This is a genomic window from Paenibacillus macerans (assembly GCF_050565405.1).
In the GTDB taxonomy this organism is placed as follows: Bacteria; Bacillota; Bacilli; order Paenibacillales; family Paenibacillaceae; genus Fontibacillus; species Fontibacillus macerans_B.
Map to the genome: position 1 here is coordinate 66,697 of NZ_JBNYYG010000013.1, position 18,437 is coordinate 85,133.

At 53.5% G+C, this 18,437-nt stretch carries 12 protein-coding genes and 1 riboswitch; of the genes, 2 read left to right on the top strand and 10 right to left on the bottom strand.

Going from position 1 to position 18,437, the window contains the following annotated elements; translation table 11 throughout:
- Window positions 1-15 precede the first annotated feature (15 nt).
- From ACQ4N8_RS10860 to ACQ4N8_RS10895, 8 genes are all read right to left on the bottom strand, one after another.
- Window positions 16-1,776 (bottom strand): polysaccharide deacetylase, encoded by a 1,761-nt coding sequence (locus ACQ4N8_RS10860; protein WP_430704372.1) that lies wholly within the window; start codon window positions 1,774-1,776, stop codon window positions 16-18.
- A 34-nt stretch (window positions 1,777-1,810) separates the two neighbouring features.
- Complete coding sequence (locus ACQ4N8_RS10865; protein ID WP_430704406.1) at window positions 1,811-3,622, bottom strand: glycosyltransferase; 1,812 nt, start codon at window positions 3,620-3,622, stop codon at window positions 1,811-1,813.
- Window positions 3,623-3,681: 59 nt separating this feature from the next.
- Window positions 3,682-4,995, bottom strand: coding sequence for a nucleotide sugar dehydrogenase (locus ACQ4N8_RS10870; protein WP_430704373.1), 1,314 nt, complete (start codon window positions 4,993-4,995; stop codon window positions 3,682-3,684).
- Window position 4,996: 1 nt separating this feature from the next.
- A complete protein-coding gene (locus ACQ4N8_RS10875; RefSeq protein ID WP_430704374.1) occupies window positions 4,997-6,466 on the bottom strand; it encodes a polysaccharide deacetylase family protein in 1,470 nt (489 codons plus the stop codon).
- Window positions 6,467-6,642: 176 nt separating this feature from the next.
- A complete protein-coding gene (locus ACQ4N8_RS10880; protein WP_430704375.1) occupies window positions 6,643-11,025 on the bottom strand; it encodes a SpaA isopeptide-forming pilin-related protein in 4,383 nt (1,460 codons plus the stop codon).
- Window positions 11,026-11,197: 172 nt separating this feature from the next.
- Window positions 11,198-11,611, bottom strand: a complete 414-nt coding sequence (locus ACQ4N8_RS10885; RefSeq protein ID WP_430704376.1) for a hypothetical protein — start codon at window positions 11,609-11,611, stop codon at window positions 11,198-11,200.
- A 212-nt stretch (window positions 11,612-11,823) separates the two neighbouring features.
- Window positions 11,824-12,630 carry a transglutaminase-like domain-containing protein gene (locus tag ACQ4N8_RS10890; protein WP_430704377.1) on the bottom strand — a complete coding sequence of 269 codons (807 nt, stop codon included), beginning with the start codon at window positions 12,628-12,630 and terminating at the stop codon, window positions 11,824-11,826.
- A 16-nt stretch (window positions 12,631-12,646) separates the two neighbouring features.
- Window positions 12,647-12,725: riboswitch (cyclic di-GMP riboswitch) on the bottom strand.
- 98 nt (window positions 12,726-12,823) lie between these two features.
- Window positions 12,824-14,206, bottom strand: coding sequence for an MFS transporter (locus ACQ4N8_RS10895; RefSeq protein WP_430704378.1), 1,383 nt, complete (start codon window positions 14,204-14,206; stop codon window positions 12,824-12,826).
- 128 nt (window positions 14,207-14,334) lie between these two features.
- Here ACQ4N8_RS10895 and ACQ4N8_RS10900 point away from each other — a divergent pair, with 128 nt between their 5' ends.
- Window positions 14,335-15,216: a LysR family transcriptional regulator gene (locus tag ACQ4N8_RS10900; protein WP_430704379.1), complete on the top strand. Its 882-nt coding sequence runs from the start codon at window positions 14,335-14,337 to the stop codon at window positions 15,214-15,216.
- Between the two features lie 115 nt (window positions 15,217-15,331).
- Complete coding sequence (locus ACQ4N8_RS10905) at window positions 15,332-15,787, top strand: sensor histidine kinase (protein WP_430704380.1); 456 nt, start codon at window positions 15,332-15,334, stop codon at window positions 15,785-15,787.
- A 10-nt stretch (window positions 15,788-15,797) separates the two neighbouring features.
- Here the strand turns inward: ACQ4N8_RS10905 and ACQ4N8_RS10910 are convergent, their stop codons facing one another.
- Together ACQ4N8_RS10910 and ACQ4N8_RS10915 are read right to left on the bottom strand one after the other, a co-directional pair.
- Window positions 15,798-16,991 carry a VanZ family protein gene (locus ACQ4N8_RS10910; RefSeq protein WP_430704381.1) on the bottom strand — a complete coding sequence of 398 codons (1,194 nt, stop codon included), beginning with the start codon at window positions 16,989-16,991 and terminating at the stop codon, window positions 15,798-15,800.
- Window positions 16,992-17,195: 204 nt separating this feature from the next.
- The gene (locus ACQ4N8_RS10915; RefSeq protein ID WP_430704382.1) at window positions 17,196-18,308 is read right to left on the bottom strand and encodes a DUF4349 domain-containing protein; all 1,113 of its coding nucleotides are present in this window, start codon (window positions 18,306-18,308) and stop codon (window positions 17,196-17,198) included.
- Between the last annotated feature and the right edge of the window lie 129 nt (window positions 18,309-18,437).

The following is an 18,437-nucleotide window of genomic DNA, read 5'->3' on the forward strand; positions in this document are numbered from 1 at the left end:
CCAACATCCTCTTTCTTAAAAATGGTCGATCGCCCAATTGACGGCCTCATCAAACGCCTGTCTCGCTTGCCGGACAATGCCTTCCCAGCCCGAAGGCCGATTGCTGAATTGCACGGCCGGGCTTCCGTCCTCCGCATCCAGCGAGGCGATCTCCACGTTCTCGAAAACGGCGTCATAAATATCGTCCTTTTCGCTTTGTTCGCTGAATTGCGCCGCCAACGCGACCTTGCCGGAGCCGATCGAATTATCGAGCCGCCGGCGGTCCAGCAATACCTGCCCGTCCACCGCCAGCTTTAGCTCATTTCCTTGCAGCACGGCTTCGAGTCGGCGGGAATCCCGGATATTGACCGGAATTTCCGTCTTCTCCGAAGCCGCGCCGGCCGCGGTCTGCTCCCGCGTGTAGACCGAAGCTTTGTCGAAAGCCAGCTCCTCCTCTTTCCACGAAACGGGGGGCAGCTCTTGCTTATACAGGATTTCCGGCAAGCGGCCGGGACCCTTCTGCTCGACCGTAACGACGTTGTTTTCCAGGGTCAAACGTACATAACTTTCGTTTTCACGGTCGTAACGAAGATAGATCGACTGCTTACCGACGACATTGCCGGCCGCCGTCGCGGCAATCTTGACGTCCCGGAAATCCCCTTTGAGGGACAGCTTTCCGATGCCGCCCGAAGGCGATGTCAACACGATTTTGTTGCCGGCAAACTCGGCGGCTCCGCCCAGTCGTTCCCATGCGCCCGCCGCCTCCTTGTCCCCGCGGACAAACTCCACGGATTGCCCGGTATCCTTGCGAATTTTCATCAGGAGGTGATTTGTCGACCAATAGGGTTCCGGTTGAACCCGGGTCAAATCATAAACGCCGCTGTCTATTGTATTATAGGCGGAACCTTCCCGGTTGAAATGCAGCTTGAACAAACCTTTGATGTTGGCGGTATTAGCCGCCGTCACCAGCGGATTCATCCCTTCCCCAAGCTCATTCGCATGCATGATCATGTAAACGGAAGGAATGTAGCCGAGCGCATTCGAGTAGACGTCCTTCATCGCCGTATAATCGCTGTCGATCCGAGCCTCCATTTGCGTGCGGTTTTCCACCGGGATCATGTTCTCGTCCCGGATGAAGTCCATCAAGTAGTGGTTGTAATAGGCCACGTTCGCCTTATCGGTCAGCTCCTTTTCGTCCTTCATCCCGATGAACCGGCCGTCCTTGTCGAAAATGTTGATATAGCTGAGCCGATAACCGTTCGTCCCCAGTTCCCAAAAGCCGGTTTTCGCCATTTTGAGCATGTCCTTGGGCTGAACGAATTTGCGCTCGCTGTTGCCCATTTTGTCCGCGTAAGACAGAAACGTCGCTTTATAGTTGTATTTTTCCAACAGCGGCTCGGCAAACAAGCTCGAATCGTTGCGTCCGTCTTCAAAGGACAGAAACAAGGCCCGGTCCGGTAAGGGCGCGCCTTTCTCGTAGAAGTCGATGATGTCTTGCTGCGATATCGTCCGGTAACCCTGGTCGTGCAGCGCCTCAAGCTGCTTGTCCAGCTGTCTTTTTGCCACCAGTTTCGCCGTTCCGTTTCGCCCGACGCCGAAATAAGACAAAGCGATGAAGCCCTGCTTCTGGCTCCAGGCCGCTTTATCCGGCTCCACGTATTGCTTGACGTCGAAAACCGCATGGTACAGCACAGTTCCCAAGACCAGCAATATTGCGGCCTGCAGGATTACGCGAATGCGTTTCCGGCGGTTTTTCCGGCGGACGTTCAAGGCGGTATTTCGTTTCCTCTGTGCCATGGCTGCCATTCTCACCCCAAACCCGTATCAGTGCTTAAAAAGGCAATCCGATCCCCTTCTGCTTGTTTTTCTTTCTGGCTTCCTTTTTGCGTTTGGCTTCAACGTCCTGCGGCGTCTCCCTCGTTCCCCAGGTGGATTTCCAAAAGGTGACCCAGGCGACGGGCATTTGCCACAGCAGAACGAACTCGTAGAACAGGCAAAAGACGAAGCCGAACACCCACAGCCTGCTCTTGCGGAACAGCAGATGCGCCAAACTCATTAACATCGCCATCATCAGCAGTCCCGTCAGAAACGTGCCCGGAAAAATGCCGTAAACGGCCGGCACATATACGAGATTGTACAGCACGACGACCGGCGCGGCGATCGGAACGATCAGCCCGATATAGAAAAACAGCGCCATGAACGGCTCCTTGCGCCATATAAAACCCGCCGCCCGCAGCGATTCGCGCAGCCAGGAACGCTTCCAGCGCATTTGCTGCTTCAGGAAAACATCCATCCGCGAAGGGACGATCGTGGAGCAGATGGCCGAGTCCTGATAACCGGTTCGGTGCGTTTTCAAAATAAAATTGGTCATGCTCCGGTCGTCGCCGAACGTGGCGGGTTGACCGAGAAATTTCTGGTTCAGCCACGCCTCGGCATGCTTCAGGATCAGCTCCTTGCGGTAACAGGACAGCGGCCCGGACAGGCAGGTGACGCTGTCGAACCACGATTCGGCGGCTTTCATGATCCGAAAGGCGATGTAATACCTGACCGTTTGCAGCTTGGTGACGGTGTTCGTGTATTTGTTTTCCACGTCCGTACGCCCGGCCACGCCGCCCATTTTCGGATCCTGGAACGGCTGGACCAGATGGCGGATCGCCGTCGGCGCGAGGAAGCTGTCCGAATCGACGAACACGACCAAATCATGCTTGGCCATCTCCACGCCTTTAACCAAGGCCATGCGTTTGCCGCCGTTTTCCTCCAGAACGGTAAACTTCAGCCGTTCGCGGGTGGAGAAGCGCTCCGCTTCGTCGTGGATCAGCTCGACCACGTTCCGAATCCGCTCCGCGGATGCGTCCGTCGACCGGTCATCGACGACGATGACTTCCAGTTTGTCGGCCGGATAATCCTGATTCATGCAGCTGATGACCGTTCGCTGGATCCACTCCGCTTCATTGAAGCAAGGGATGATGATCGACACGCCCGGCGTATAATCCGGGTTTATCGGTACATCCCGGTATAGCGCGCCGAACAAATACCGCGTGATCAGGAAAGCGGCCGCGATCATACTGTATAAGTACAACACAAGATTATATTTAAAGTAGATGATGCTTTCCGCGCGCAGCAGCATGATGAAGACGATCGCCGCGAGCAAGGTGGCGCTGGCCGTGTATACTGAATACCCCCAGCGTTTCTTCTGGAAATAGGCCGTCAGCGGCTCGTCGAACTCGAAGGCGGCCATGCGTTTCGCTCCGTCTTCCCCGGGCGTTTCGAACTTCCGGGCGACGGCCGCATCCAGCTTCACCTTCCCTTCGAACCCTTCCGGCATAGTGCCCGGGGGAATGCGGAAGCGAAGCTTCGCTTTGTCCCCTTCTCCCAGGCGCACCGTCTCCGGCAGCTCAACAAGCATCCCCGTGGAGGAAATGTCCGCCGCCCGCCCCTTGCTGCCGTCCTTTTTCCGATGCCCTTTTACGGCGATCGTCACCGGAAAATCGGCTAAATATCTCAGGCTAAGCTGTTGCCAATTCAGGCTGGACAACCGGCGGGGGAACGCCTTTCGACGCCCCCTCCGGTCGGTTGAGATGCGAAGGCGCTCGGGATCGGGCACGTAAGTGAGGGTTCGTCTGTCCCCGCGCGGAACCGCCATGATTTCTTCCGTAGATTTGGGCTTCTTTCTAAACACGGTTCGCTCTCCTATCCTTTTCGTTACAGGCTCCAATAATGGAAGCCGTGTTCCTCGTAGCTGCTTTTCGGGAAAACGCCCTTGACGTCGATCATGAGTTTCGTTTGATCTGATCGGAACATGGCCTCCACTTCGGGAAGACTTAATCCGGCGAACCGGCGGTGCGGCACGGCAAGCACCACCACGTTCAAATCCCGCATGGAGGAGATATCGCTGAGCTCGATGCCGTATTCCTCGTACGCTTCCCTCGGGTCCACGAGCGGATCGGCTACCAGCGGAACGATCCCGTAATCCTCCAGCTCCCGAATGATGTCGATCACTTTCGAGTTCCGGATGTCCCGGCAATCCTCCTTGAACGACAAGCCGAGCACGCCTACCCGCGAGTGCTTCAGGTCAACCTGCAAGCGAACCATCCGTTTGATGATGTTTTGGGCGATGTATTTACCCATCCCGTCATTGATATGCCGTCCGGCCAAAATGATTTTGGAGTGGTAGCCGGCGTCCTCCGCTTTATAGGTAAGATAATAGGGGTCGATCCCGATGCAATGCCCGCCGACCAGCCCCGGCCGGAAAGGCAGAAAATTCCACTTGGTTCCGGCGGCTCGCAGCACCGCGTTGGTATCGATGTCCATCTCATGGAACAGCATCGACAACTCGTTCATGAACGCGATGTTGATGTCACGCTGGGCGTTTTCGATCACCTTGGCCGCCTCCGCGACCCGGATGCTCTCCGCCCGGTGCACGCCGGCATCGACGATCAGCTCGTACAGCCTGCCCACGAGATCCAGCGCCTCCCGGTCGTTCCCGGAGACGATCTTCACGATGTTTTCGAGCCGGTGCTGCTTGTCCCCGGGATTGATGCGCTCCGGCGAATAGCCGACCTTGAAGTCCGGCCCGCAGGCAAGTCCCGATTCCGCTTCCAGAATCGGTACGCAGACCTCATCGGTCACTCCCGGATATACGGTGGATTCGTAAATGACGACCGCGCCCCGGGCCATTACCCCGCCTACGAGCTTGCTTGCGCTGCGGACGAATTGCAAATCGGGCACGTTGCCGCTTTGTACCGGGGTAGGGACCGCCACGATAAAGCAATCTGCCCCTCGCAGCCGCTCCGGATCCGACGTAAATTCGACCCCGCAGTTCGCGATCTTTTCGTCCCCGATATCGCCGGTGGCGTCCCGGCCCTGAAGGTAGCCTTCGACCTTGCGGGCGTTGACGTCGAATCCGATGACTTTGGCTTTTTTGGCAAAAGCGACCGCGATCGGCAACCCGACGTATCCTAAGCCGACGACGGCAATGGTGGCTTGGCGCGACGCGATCTTTTCATATAGTTCCATGTCAATTCTTCTCCGCCCTGTTTGAATTCTGCTCCCGGATCAAATCCGCCATCTTCACGAATGCATACCCTTTGCTTTTCAGGCCTTGAATCACGCGCGGCAGCGCCTCGATCGTATGGATGTCGTCCAGCATGTGCAACAAAATGACGCTTCCGGGTTGTGCCTGTTCCAGGACTCCGTTTACGATGTCGTCGGCGCTGTTGGAGGAATCCCAATCGAGCGTCGTAACGTCGTACAAGGCGATGTCGGGATAACCGACGGCTGAAATCGCTTTGGCCCGTTCGTCGTCCACGACGCCGGTCGGCGGGCGGAACAGCATGACGGGCTGCTGCTGGATCGCCTCGGTAATGACTTGGTGCGCCTTGACCACGTCTTCCTGCAACTCCGCCGGAGATAAGGACGTCACTACCGGATGGCTGTAGGAATGGTTGGCGACGTCATGACCGCCTTCCACCATCGCCCGGGCCAGGTTCGGATTCGTTTCAACGCCTTTGGCCCGCAGAAAAAAGGTGGCGTGAACGTCACCTGCGGCTAAAATGTCGAGAATGCGGGTGACCGTTTTGTCGCTGCCCCAATCGTCGAAAGTAAGCGCCACGTGCTTTTGCTGCGTATCCACCTTATAGACAAGCCGGTATTTGGCGTCTTTGTAATCCGGGTTGATTTTTGCCGCGTCGTACCCGGGAATTTCCGCTAGCGGCTTACGGACCCCGCCGTGCTCGACCAGCTCGTCCAACGAAACTAGCCGATACCCGATCTCGTCGGCCGCCTGGGCGATGTACCGGATGGACGGAATGACCTGCGGGTTAATATCGGTGTTTAGCGAAATGATCCCGCCACGGTGGATGTAACGTTTGACGTAATCCCCGATCGCTTTGGCGTCCTGCATGTCCCGGTCGCGGGGGTTGATGTTGTAGCTCACTACCCCTTTCATGCCCAACTGCGCGACTACCAGCGGAACGTCCTCGGGATAGTCGCCGGACTTCGTGCGGACGTACTTCGGTTTTACCCCGGTCTGTTTCTCGATGACCTCATTGCTGAGCGCGACTTCCTTGTAGATTTGTTCGTAATCCAGGTTTTTCAGATCCAGCTGGTTTAACGTATTATTCTCGATCTCATGGCCTCTGGCCAAAATCTCGGTCGCGATGTCCGGCTCCTCGGCCACCCTCATGCCGGGCAAAAAAAACGTCGCTTTGATCCGGTAAGTATCCAGTTCGTCCAACAACCGAAACATCGTATCCCGATCGCCCATCCCGTTAAACGTCAGGGACAGTTCCTTTCGGGCAGTATATACATAGGGAATTTCCCGGCCCTTCTCTCCAGTGTAGCGTTGGATCGCGGGGATCGTGCCGGCTTGTCCGCCATTCCCCGGCGCAGGTTCCGTATCCCAAACCGGAATGCACCCGGCCAACAGCGTGAGAGAAATCCAGATCGTTGTACCTGCGATCAACGCTTTCATACGATTTAGTTCCATCAACCAACTGCTCCTTTTGCTGCATTGCTTAGCCTGTCTAAAAAAATAATTATATGATAGAAAACGATGTGACATTGTTTATTGTAATCAACGTTTCTGAACATTTTCTGAACATTGCATATAAAAAGAGCATCTCCCCGATCCGATAACCTAGATCTTGGAGATGCCCCCAATTATTATGCTTTAGTCTGAGACCGTTTTCGTCTGAGCAGTAAACCCAACAGGATCAGCGCAATACCCGACAACTGCAGCGGAAGAGGGCTGCCTTCCCCGGTTTTCGGCAATACGTTGACGCCCGGCTGTTTGCCGGTTTCTTCGACCGGCGGATTGCCGCGTGTACCGCCCAACGGATTTTCATCGTCGTCAAGTTCCACATCCGTAGGTCTGTCCTGGTCCGGCTGCGGCTTCTCGCCGCTTGTTCCGTCTGCCGGAGTCGGATCATCGGGCACCTCGACGCTACCTTCGCCCGGTTGTGGCGGAGTTACCGGCGTCCCCGGGTTGTTCGGGTTGGTTGGATTGCTTGGGCTGCCAGGTCCGCCCCCACCTGGGTTTGTTGGAGTATAGATCAGATTGTTTGTTTTTTCAAGAATCACGGATTCAGTTTGTTTATCCGTAATTTCAAACTCGATCGGAGTTTGGTCTACCACGTAACCGGCAGGCGCGGAAATTTCCACTAGCCGGTATTTGTTTGGCTCCAAACGATCCAGGTACAGCTCGCCGTTCCGGTCCGTAATGAGCTTGGACCGATCGATCGTCGTGACGGCTCTAAACTCATAATTTCCCTGTTGATCAAAGAAAACACTCTGGGCGAGCAGCTCAAAAACCGCGCCCTGGAGCTTTTGTGTCTTGGCGGCATTGGTTTTGATTAACTTCACCGATCGATCATTTTGTTTATTTTCGATGGTCAAAGCTGTAACAGGTTCCTTGACGGGAACCTCTGTTTCCGGCTTTTCAATCACAAAACCCTCCGCTTTGGTCTCCACTAAGGTATATAGACCGTACGGCAAGCCATCAAATTCAACAACACCGTTAAGATCCGTGGTTTTCTTGCCAACAACTGCATTCGTACTGTCACGCAGCTCAAATTCTATTCCGCCTAAAACGGTTTTGTCCTTGGCATTGACCTTCGTAATCACCAATTTGCCGCCCGAACCCTGTTCATTCGGCACGTCGCGAGTAATAATCTCGGTTTGATTCGAGGTAATGGTAAAGCTAATGGGCTGCGAATTTAAATTGTAATAATCAGGAGCCTTCGTTTCTACCAGTTCATATTCTCCCGGCACCAGATCACCCTTGGCGATCGTACCATCGTCACCAGACGTTAACGTCTCGATGAATTCTTTATCTGACCCGTTCTTGATGTATAACTCAAAAACGGCACCCTTCAATTTCTTGGTTGGATCGGCAGCATCCACCTTCGTAAACTGAAATCCCTGACGAATTTTTTTGTTTTCGATTTTAAAGGGCTCATCGTTCTTAAAGGCGACGGTTTTTCCTGTACTCGCGCCATACTCGGGATCAATTAAGTAACCCGCAGGAGCCGATACTTCCCTTAGTTTATATGGAATGCCATCTGTACTGTTAAATCTGTATTCTCTCAAGCTTTCCGCTTCTCCGGAAGCGTTAGTTGCTTGCAGAGTCTCCAGCAGTACAGTCCCGGAAGCATTATAGATTTGGAATACGGCGCCTTCCAATGGCTGGCCCCGATCATCCACCTTGATGACCTGGATTTTGGCGCGCCCTCCGGATGCTCCACCGCCGGCACCGGCTAACGAAACTTTGATGCCTTCCTGTTGATCTTCCCCTTTCACGGAATAAGATTGACCTGCAAATTCAACCTTATTGGTAATTCTGTCGCCATGATCTGCGTTGATATACGATTGGTATTCCAGTATAAACGCAGTTGTTAGTGCATTTTTAAAGGTGAAGGTAAAGGTATTTCCGTTAGTGGCCAATTCGTAATCATTAGGATCAACCAGCCCGGCTTTTATGGAAACATTTCCGGAATTGTCTGCAGGCAAATCCGTTTTATACAGCTTCAAGGTATCGGCCAATAAAATTTGATTGTCGGACAACGTGTCTGTCAGCTTGGAGCCTGCCACGATATAAGATTGGCTTGGGTTGATATTGACCGTCCAGGAAGCGATGTCGCTTGTCCCTACCTGCTTCCCGGTTTTGTTGACATAAACCCCGCCATGTGCCGGCGTAACGGTGGCAGATTTCTCAAACCGCAAAGGTCCGTTCTCGCCGTCGTTTAAAGTAGCATGGTTGGAATAATCATCTTCAATCGGGAACTCGCCGGCAAGGCTTGTTTTGTATACGACCCGGTAAGCTGTTTTGCCAATGTTTCCAAGCTTTAAGGTAAAACCCTTGCCATCCGGATTTAATTGAAAATCATAGCCGGCCGGATTATCCGGACTATTCGGCTGGATTTCCTCACCGATATCGACGGTATTATTTCGGCTATCCAGCACCAGCTTGTTCACCTGAACCGAACCGTCTAGATAAGACTGGTTTCCGGTATACGCATCCTTGATGACGGCATCCTGGATGTCATATAAATTGTAGTTGACATCAATCGTCCAGGTGATCGCTTTATCTTTGGCGCTGTATTCGCCTTTTTTGTTGCCGTTATCAAGCGTATAGCTTTGCGGAGTGACCGAAGCCGACTTGGTAATCGAGGCTTGCGGTACGCCGGCTTCTTTCCAGTCTAAAGTAGCATCATTTCTATACAGGCCGCCTTCCGGATTTCCCGCAGTCGGATCAAAGGTCGTTGTGAACGTGAACACATGCTCTGTGTCAATCGTAATGCCCGGGTTCAGCTTGATCACAAAACCTTTTTCATAATTGGGATCATCCGGGTTCGCCTGCAGCTGGAAATCTTCCTTATGATCCCCGCTGACTTGCAAACTGCCGGGAACCAATTTCATATGTCTTCCTGCGTAGTTCTCCGTAATTACGATATCCGACATTTCCTTGAGGTCGGAATTGAGGACCAGCTTCCACTCGATTTCCTTTTTGTTGAAGTCCTCTTTGCTTACGGTCTTCGCAAAAATATTTTCGCGAATGTCCTGTCCCGCCGATTTCTCCGTGCCATCCTTAATTTCAACCTTATTGGTGATTCTGTCGTTTGCATAGACACGGTTAATCGATTCGGTCCGGTACTCAATATCATAAGCGCTGCTAATGTCATGATTGAACTGAAGCTCAAAACCGCCAGCCGTCTTTGTGAGGGTATACTCTGACGGATCAATAGGGCCGGTACGCTTTACCGCCTTCCCGCTACCAACTTCGTATACTTGAACAGAGGTATCAGCCAACCTTTGCTTCGTGGTATCAAACTGATCTTTGAGCCACGCAGCATTGGGTTTATCGGGATCGGCCGGATCAAATTGAGCAAGCGCCTGTTGATTGTAATTGTACTCAATTTTCCAGGTAATGCTCTGCTTCACCGGATCGTAAGCATTGCTTTTCTTGTTTAGGGGCTCATTAAAGCTGATTTTCACGCTTCCGTTAGCCTCTTCTTTGTACAGGTTATCATTACCGGTAAGCACTACCTTATTAACATAAGGTCTATCCTTAAACTGTCCTGTCGTTGGCGCATCCACACTCGTTTTATACGTAACCCGGTAGGCTTCGCCGATATTGCCCAGTACAATTGGAAATGCGGCAGCTGTACGTTCCACATCCCCAGCTATTACCGATCCATCGACCTGCACCTGCAATTTGCGTATTTCAATATCGCCTTTGAGCTTCAGCCCATCCGGCAAGGTATCATCGAGAACGGCATTTTGGATTTCCTTTTCGCCTTGGTTGAAATCTACCGTCCACTCGATCTCGTCGGAGTTGAATCCGTTTCGGTTGGCTATCCCCGATTTTTTCAGCTTATCCTCTGCTGAATTCGCAAAATTCACTTCAATGGTGCCTTGCCCTACAGAGCTAAAATCGATGATTTGTTTTAGTCCATCCTCAAACTTGCTCTCATCAAAGCGAATCCATACGAAAAAGTTGCCTTCCAACCTTTGTCCAACAATACTATCATTAAAGGTAAAAGTAACTTCTCCATCCGGATTAACGGCATACTCACCAACCCCACCATCCAAATTACCTGTCAATGCTTGCCCGATTTTAAACTTATCCGGTAATTTAAAGGTAAACGTAGAGCCGTTACTATAACTGTGAGCGTCGGTTGGGAATGCCCAGGTGAAAATAACGGCCACTTCATCCTTAAAGCTTGGCCGTATATCCTCGATACGTTCCCCCTTGACGACTAACTCTCCAGTAGCCGGATCATAATCAGGCTTTTGATTGCGCATCTCCACGCTTGTAATAATATTATCCGTAATTACCGGGCCTGCAGAAGCGTCGAGAAGGACCTCAGCACCCTGTTGCCCGTCAGGATCATAAACCGCGTCAGTGACCGTATCCATGACGCTAACGGCGGCGGCATCGCTCGGGGCTCCTTCCGAATCGGCGCTGGCCAGAGTGGCTCCCGCTCCGAATATCCCTTGAAATACGAGAGCGGCGGCCATAATGATGGCCATTAATTTACGTTTCATAAGTAGTGTTTTTGCCTCCTTTATCTAAGATTGATCCTTTCAAATGGCTCTGCTCCCTACCTCCTTCTCGAAATGTTGTGGCGGGCAACATACCATCGTATTTCAGTGTTCTAAACAAATCCTCGACAATTGGATAAAATAACCGATTTTCTTTCAAAAAAAGTGACATTATTCATTGAATTGTGGTGTGGAAATCATAAAAATTGTTTTTTTTCGCCGCCTCCACTAACCAACAGCAAAAATCACGAACCTCGTCGGCCTCCCACGCTTGGCCATTACGGTAAAGCACCCGGGAATACGAAAACCTCAGCTTAATTTCGCCGTTCCATTCAAAGCGAAACCCAATTCTCCCCTTCTGACGGCGGAGCCAAAATTGAAACGGCTGTTCCTTCAAAGGGTAAAACTGCCCGTTGCCAAAAAACACGGGGCCGTCAGGCGTAGCCACGATGCCGAAACGATTTTTCCGGTAGTCCATAAAAAAGCCTCTAAGCTGATATCTTTTGCATTGCTTGGTTAGTTCTATCTCTCTAAAGGAAGCCAATTCCATACCGCGGGAACCGTCTCTAAAATGAGCGACAACATTCATAACTCCTTTACCCCTCCCTACTTGTCGGGTTGTTGTGAAATTCGTCTGCTAGGAGTATAAATATGGAGTCTATACAAAATCTGGACAAACCTAGCCGGCAGGGAGTAGGGGGGCGAACGCAAAAAACGCCGCTTCGACACCCAACCCGGCAAGCGGGTTCAAATGTGTCAAAGCGGCGCGTGCATCGCAACCGACGTTATATTGATCGTAACTTAATATACTTTCTCGACCTTATATTTCAAAGGATTTTTAATCATCGTAAAAGCGGTCGTCGTTCCTTTCCATCCCGCATCCGCCGTCGTATCGATCGTAACCCAGCGGCCGTCAACGAACACTTCGTTCCAGGCATGGTATGTGCTGACGTAATCGGAAGTTCCCATCGCCAATTTGGCCGGGATCCCCACGCTGCGCAGCATCGCCGCGAACAAGGAAGAGAATCCGTAGCAAATGTCCTTCTTTTGGATTAACGTCCGGTCGAGATCGGGCAGGTAACTCGAGGAGGCGCTGAACGCCAAGCCGTCGTCGTATTTAATGGTGCCGATGACGTAATCATAGATGATTTGCACCTTTTCCTCCGCCCCAGCCGCGTTTTTCGTCAGTTCCTTCGCGATGTTTGCCGCGCGGCCGTCCGGCTCCCACTTTACGTTTTGCGTGGAGTTCAAGAAAACCGGCTTCTCATCCTTTAATTGCAGCTTGACCGTGTCCTTGTGCACGAGGCGGTACGTGGTGCCCTTGATCTGTTCCAGAAGGCTGATCGTGTAATCCCCGTTACCCATCTGTAGCGGAAACGTTTCTCCCTTAACGCCGGGCGTTAACGTATACGTATATTTATCCTGTCCCTTAGCGATCAGCAGCTTGGTTTTGAGATTGGCTTTGACATCATAGTCGATGCCAATCGTTCCTTTGCCCACATCGTTTTTGTCGATCCAGCCTGACAATTCGGCCCCTTCTGCCCGCATTCCGCCGATTCCGGCAAACAGGCAAACGATAGCGATAACCATGGATAACCACTTTTTCATGACAAATAAAACTCCCTTCGGTAGCTGGCTGCCAATGTTCTATAGGCCCTGTAGCTTTGCGTCCCTGCCTTTCGACAGGTTTGCCATTATCGGATAAAGTTCTATAAGTATCTATCGGAACAAGCCAAGACCTTTGTTAATCGGACTTCATGAAGACGGCTCCAGAATCGTCTTATTCCGCAGGACTTTAGGCTTATCGGGATAGCGATTTCTTCATGCGGGACGGTTCGATTCGGCTGAAATAAAAATAGTAAAAAAGTAGGAGTCCGAAGTGAAGGAGGGCAAGCGACAAATAGATGTTGCTGAATACGGCGGACCCGTCGAACGGGTTCAACGGATTCCATGGGGAAGAGGAGCCCTGATCGACGGCTTTGCTGTAAAGGCTGGTCGACACCGCGCCGGACAGAAACCCCAGCATCGACAGTAGGCCCATCCCCACGCCGGTTTGTTCCTTGGGCAAGGTTCGCGAAATCATGTTCGACAAAGCCAGCTGCATAAACATCTGTCCTACATTTCCCAGAATCAAACTGGCCGCAATCCATCCCGCCGCCGCCCCGGATAACGCCGAGATGAGCACGAAGCAGCAAAGCAGCAACAGCGAAGCGATATACATGAGATAAGAATTGCCTTTCGTATCCGCCAGTTTGCCGCCTTTGCGTCCAAGGATAGCGGAAGCGACCGCGCCGGGCACCATGGCGAATCCGATCCATCCGGCCTCCAGGCCGTTCACGTCGGCCAGCAGTTGCGGCGTCAGGAATGGCAACGCATACCCGATCCCCATCGCCAGAACGGACATCAATAACCCTAGGGAGTAGCGCTTATTATGAAAGAGACGCGGCTCCACGAACGGCTGTGCCGCCGTGCGAATGCGCAGCACGAACATAAGAAACAGCAGCAGGCAGCCGATGTACAGCCCCCATCGCCCATAAGTCACGCCCAGCAGCAGCAGAGCTACCGTTCCCCCGAGCAGGCCGCCCCCCAGCCAATCGATATTAACGGAATTCCTACGCTCATCGCTTAAATATTTGCGGTATAGCGGCAGCGCGATGAGCATCAGCATCGGGATGCAAAACAACCACCGCCAATGAACTAGGCTGACCAGCAGCGCGGAAACCACCGGGCCGATCGCCCCCCCGATAGCCAGGCCGGTGGCGGTGATTCCCAGCGCATAACCGCGGCGTTCGGCGGGAAAATGGCGCACGGGGATGATCATCGCGGCCGCAGGTACGACCGCGGCCCCTGACGCTTGCAGGACCCGGCCCAGCAATACCATCCAGAACGCTTGCGCGGACAATCCGATTAGAGATCCAAGGCAAAACAGGATCAGGCCAAACGTCAACAGGTTCTTGAGCTTGAAGGCATCGGCCAGCTTGCCGTATACAACCGAACCGATGGCATAGATCAGCATGTATGCCGTGGAAACCCAACTCACCTGCGTCACGGACAGGCGGAACTCCTCCTTGATCTCGGGGAGCACGATGTTGAACATCGTGGCGCTCATCGATGACAGGATCATCGTAAAGGCGAGAATCCGGATCAGCTTCTCGCTGGCGCCTGAAGAAAATGGCTCATTCATAGATTGGTTCCTCCATATATGTGTGGTTACCGGTTATTTTACGATTGAAAATCGATAATTAAAAATATATATTAAATTATATATCCATAACTTTAAAGTTATCATTTTAATTGGAAAGGGGATGCGGCATGGAACTGCTGCAATTGGAGTATTTTCGCACGGTGGCGCATTTGGAGCATATGACCAAAGCGGCGCAGGAGCTGCATATCGCCCAGCCGGCGCTCAGCAAAACGATCGCCCGCCTGGAGGAGGATTTGGGCGTTCCGCTGTTCGATCGGCAAAACCGGAAAATTCGGCTGAATGCGTTCGGCAGGGCTTTTCTGAAAAAAGTGGAAACCGCGTTGGATATGCTGGACGAAGGACGGCGCGAAGTCGCCGATCTCGCCGGGATGGAGCGCGGCAGCATCCATTTGGCCACCAATACACTGGGGCGCATCACGGCCGCGCTTGGCGCCTTTCGGGCCAAACACCCGGAAGTCAACTTCCGCATTCTGCAGACGGCACCTTCTTCCGCGGAAGAAATGACCCTCCTGCTGGAACAAGGGGAAGTTGATTTATGCTTTACCGCGGCCTCCCTCGATCATCCGGGCGTACGCGAGCTGCCGGTGCTGAACGCGGAGGTATTTCTCGCCGTGCCTCCCGGCCACAAGCTGGAGGCGCGGCAAAGCGTCCGCCTCGTGGACGTGGCGGACGAACCATTCATCGAATATAAAACGGGCCACCCGTTCCGCGGCATCAACGAATCGTTTTGCCGGGAAGCGGGCATTCGGCCCAACATCGTTTGCGAGGTGGATGAACCGGGCGCGTTGGGCAGCCTGGTCGAGGCCGGGCTGGGCGTCGCTTTCGTACCTGCTTGCCGGAAGGACGAAATCCCGCCGTACCCCATGTTGCGCATCGAAAGCCCGGTATGCCGCCGCGTCTTCTCGGTGTCCTGGCTGGAGCGGCGGTATTTGTCCGAGGCCGCTCGCCGATTCACGCGTTTTTTGGGCGAATATTACAGCGAATCGTAAGTCACTGCTTGTTGCGCCGTCGCGTCCGCGTGAGCACTAGTCCGCCTGTCAGCACCGCGGTAAAGAGCGGCAAATATTTGATGCGCCGCAGCCAGCGGAGCTGCTGCGGCGCATCGTGGAGCGGGTCGGCCTGGAAGCGGAGGAGAAACACCTTCTGATCACATTCGCCGAGTACGCAAACAACGCGACGATACCGGCCGATTCGGGCCGGATGGCGCAAGTATTGCTCAACCTGTTGATCAACGCGGTGCGTTATACGCCCGAAGGCGGGCAGATCACCATAACGCTGGGTGAAGAAGAACCGCCCTCGCCGCGTCATTCGTCCCGCATGTTGGTGATACGCATTCAGGACACCGGTCCCGGAGTCGCCCCCGAGCATTTGCCGTATTTGTTCAACCGCTTTTACCGCACGGATGAAGCGCGGTCCCGCCACGCCGGAGGCATGGGATTGGGGCTGGCCATCGCCAAGGAATTCGTCGCGAGCCACCGGGGTTCGCTCACCGCGGAAAGCCGCCCCGGCGAAGGAACGGCTTTTATCGTTAAGCTCCCCTTTGCCACGGATCCGGCTTGAGACATTCGCGTCAATGCCGACCGCGTTTGGATTCGGCACGCGCGGTCTGCTTCAAGGTGATTACGTGCCGGGTTCGGCTGATTTTCTCGTAAAAGAGCATGGGTTCCTTTTGGAAAAAACGTTTGGCCACGTGGATGAAAAACCATAGGTTCATCGCCATTACGCTAAGGCCAAGGAACACCCGAAGCAGGGATGGCATGGCGTCCGGCGGGAAGGCCAACAGACGGTTCAGGCCAAACACCAGCCAATATAGCAGCCCGTAGCGGATCACAAGAGAAACCAGTCCGATTCTCTCTCCTTCGCTTCTGGACAACAAACGGTGCCCCCCGGCCGCAAGCGAACCGCGAGCTTTGAGCCCGCTTTCGTCCGCGGGGATTCCCGTCAACTGGATGCGCACCAGCCATTTGCCCAAGGTCCTCCCTCCGGTCACGTAAGCCAGCAGCATGAAATACAGCCCCGTGGATACAAAGTAAGCACCCGGAACCCCTAGCCTATAAATAATGGTCATCAAAGCCGCCCAGACGATAGAGTCAAAAAACAGGGCAAGCCCGCGGCGGGTGTAGGTCACTCGTTTGGTCGCCAAATCGACGCCTTGGTCGAGTTGCTCGATGCGGGGCATAAACCGGGACAGCCATAAGGCGATCAGGAAGCCGATCATGCCGCCGAGCGTATTGGTCATCAGATCGTCGATATCGAACACCCGGTAAGGATTGTCGTATAAGCCGTATATCCCGGTGAGCTGCGTGACTTCAAAAAACAAGGATAGCAGGAACGACAGGATCAGGCTGCGGACCGGCCCGGTCCGGAAATAGTAACGAAGCAGCATCCCGAACGGGATGGTAAGAACGACGTTAAAAGCCACCTGCAGAAAAGCCCGCTCCTTAAGCAGCCGCCAGTAGGTCGACGGCTCTCCCTGGACGATCGACGTCTCTTTTAAAATGTCTTGGATAAAGTTAAAAGGGATCAGTTGCAGCGCACCGTCGCCAAGCGGCGGGTTATGCCGGCTGTGAGGCAGCGGCAGCATCACGAGGAATACGGCGTTCATCAGATACAGCAGGAACAGGTATAATACCAGTGCCCGCACCTTGTTGACGTAACCGTGCCGGCGGTATTGCACGACCAGGAACGGCATAGTAAAGAACAGCGCTGCAAACGGAAACGCTCCGAAAGCATACGTAATGGGAAACAGGTAAGTCTCGATCATGGAAAGTTTAGCCCCTCTATATCAATAAGTTGGTCATTATCTTATCATAGAACGTATGAAACTCCGTTTAAGTTTTGTTTAAGAAATGCTTAGTATTCCCATAACTCTTGATAAAACGCGCAAAAGCGCGAGCCGCCGGAGTCATTCATCCCCCGAAAACCCGCGCTCTGCGCCTTGCAAACTTCCTCATGAAAATCTTATTTCCTACTCCGATTTCCCGTTCGTATCAACCTCATCGGCGGCTTGCCGGGTCTCGTCGCCGGTCGCCTCTGCTGCTTGAAGCGTCGGCGGCTGCAGCCGCGGGCGCCGGCGGTCGCGCTCCGCCTTGTTCTTGCGGCGAACCAGCCAAATCGGAACCACGATGATCGCCGCGATGATCAGAACCGGAAGTGCGCCCGCCAGGAAAACGATCAGCCACTGCACGAGCAGCGAAAGCACGTCGATGCTGCCCGCCAGGGCATTTTTGATCCGTTCCAGCAGCGGCGTTTCGCCGTCGTTCGCCACCGTAAGCTTCGATGGATCCGGTTGATACACACGGATTTCTATTGTCGAATAAGCGACGTTGCTATCGATGTAACGCATTCTTCCTTTAATCTGCTCGATTTCCGTTTGAATCCGCTCCAGCTCACCTACGAACTCCACCAGCTGTTTCGTTTGGGTCGCTTCCTCCACGAATTTCAGATAACGGGCTTCCATCGCCTGCTTCACCTTAAGCCTGGATTCCAGGTCCACATACTCTTCGGACACATCCTGGCCTTGCATGCTGCGCTGCATCGTCTCCGGCTGAAGCTTTTCAAGGCGGTCCAGAAACGAGGAGAATCCGGCCGACGGCACCTTCAATACAAAGGTCCCGCCCAATTCATGCTGCGACTGGTTTTCGGAGAATTCGACGATATATCCGCCGGTCAACGTCACGAGATTTCGAATCTCCGATTGCGCTTTGGAATAGTCCTTCACTTCCATGACGACGTTCGCCCGGTAGATCAGTTTTTTGTTTATCCCGGCGTCCGTGAACGAACTGCCAACCCCGGTCGTCGTATCCTTAGCGACATTTCCGGCATTGCCCGCTGCCGGATCCTGCGCGCCGGTACCCTCCGCCGGCGCTTCGGCCGAGCCTTTCGAGCTCTCCTCGCCCCCGCCATCCATTTTCGACTCGCTTTCCAGCGATTGCACGGCCATATCCGCCGTCTCCGCAGCTCCGTTGCCGGCTGCCGAATCCGATGCGGCATTATTGCTCGCGCTCCCGCATCCGCCAAGCAGCAACGCAAATAAAACGATTACACTAAACGCCGCAACTTTCCTTCTCCATTTTTCCATAGGATGACCCCCTATTTATTAGGAACTTGAGACTTTCCGCACGGGCGGCTATTGTAAGTTTATCGTTCTATATCCCGTTATGGAGCCGTCTCTTATCTATCCTAACGCAGGAAAGGCCTGGAAAGTTGC

Coding starts and splice junctions, on each gene's coding strand:
- ACQ4N8_RS10885 (WP_430704376.1), bottom strand. CDS start 11,611: ATGAATGTTGTCGCTCATTTTAGAGACGGTTCCCGCGGTATGGAATTG.
- ACQ4N8_RS10880 (WP_430704375.1), bottom strand. CDS start 11,025: ATGAAACGTAAATTAATGGCCATCATTATGGCCGCCGCTCTCGTATTT.
- ACQ4N8_RS10910 (WP_430704381.1), bottom strand. CDS start 16,991: ATGATCGAGACTTACCTGTTTCCCATTACGTATGCTTTCGGAGCGTTT.
- ACQ4N8_RS10900 (WP_430704379.1), top strand. CDS start 14,335: ATGGAACTGCTGCAATTGGAGTATTTTCGCACGGTGGCGCATTTGGAG.
- ACQ4N8_RS10870 (WP_430704373.1), bottom strand. CDS start 4,995: ATGGAACTATATGAAAAGATCGCGTCGCGCCAAGCCACCATTGCCGTC.
- ACQ4N8_RS10895 (WP_430704378.1), bottom strand. CDS start 14,206: ATGAATGAGCCATTTTCTTCAGGCGCCAGCGAGAAGCTGATCCGGATT.
- ACQ4N8_RS10875 (WP_430704374.1), bottom strand. CDS start 6,466: ATGGAACTAAATCGTATGAAAGCGTTGATCGCAGGTACAACGATCTGG.
- ACQ4N8_RS10915 (WP_430704382.1), bottom strand. CDS start 18,308: ATGGAAAAATGGAGAAGGAAAGTTGCGGCGTTTAGTGTAATCGTTTTA.
- ACQ4N8_RS10860 (WP_430704372.1), bottom strand. CDS start 1,776: ATGGCACAGAGGAAACGAAATACCGCCTTGAACGTCCGCCGGAAAAAC.
- ACQ4N8_RS10890 (WP_430704377.1), bottom strand. CDS start 12,630: ATGAAAAAGTGGTTATCCATGGTTATCGCTATCGTTTGCCTGTTTGCC.
- ACQ4N8_RS10865 (WP_430704406.1), bottom strand. CDS start 3,622: ATGGCGGTTCCGCGCGGGGACAGACGAACCCTCACTTACGTGCCCGAT.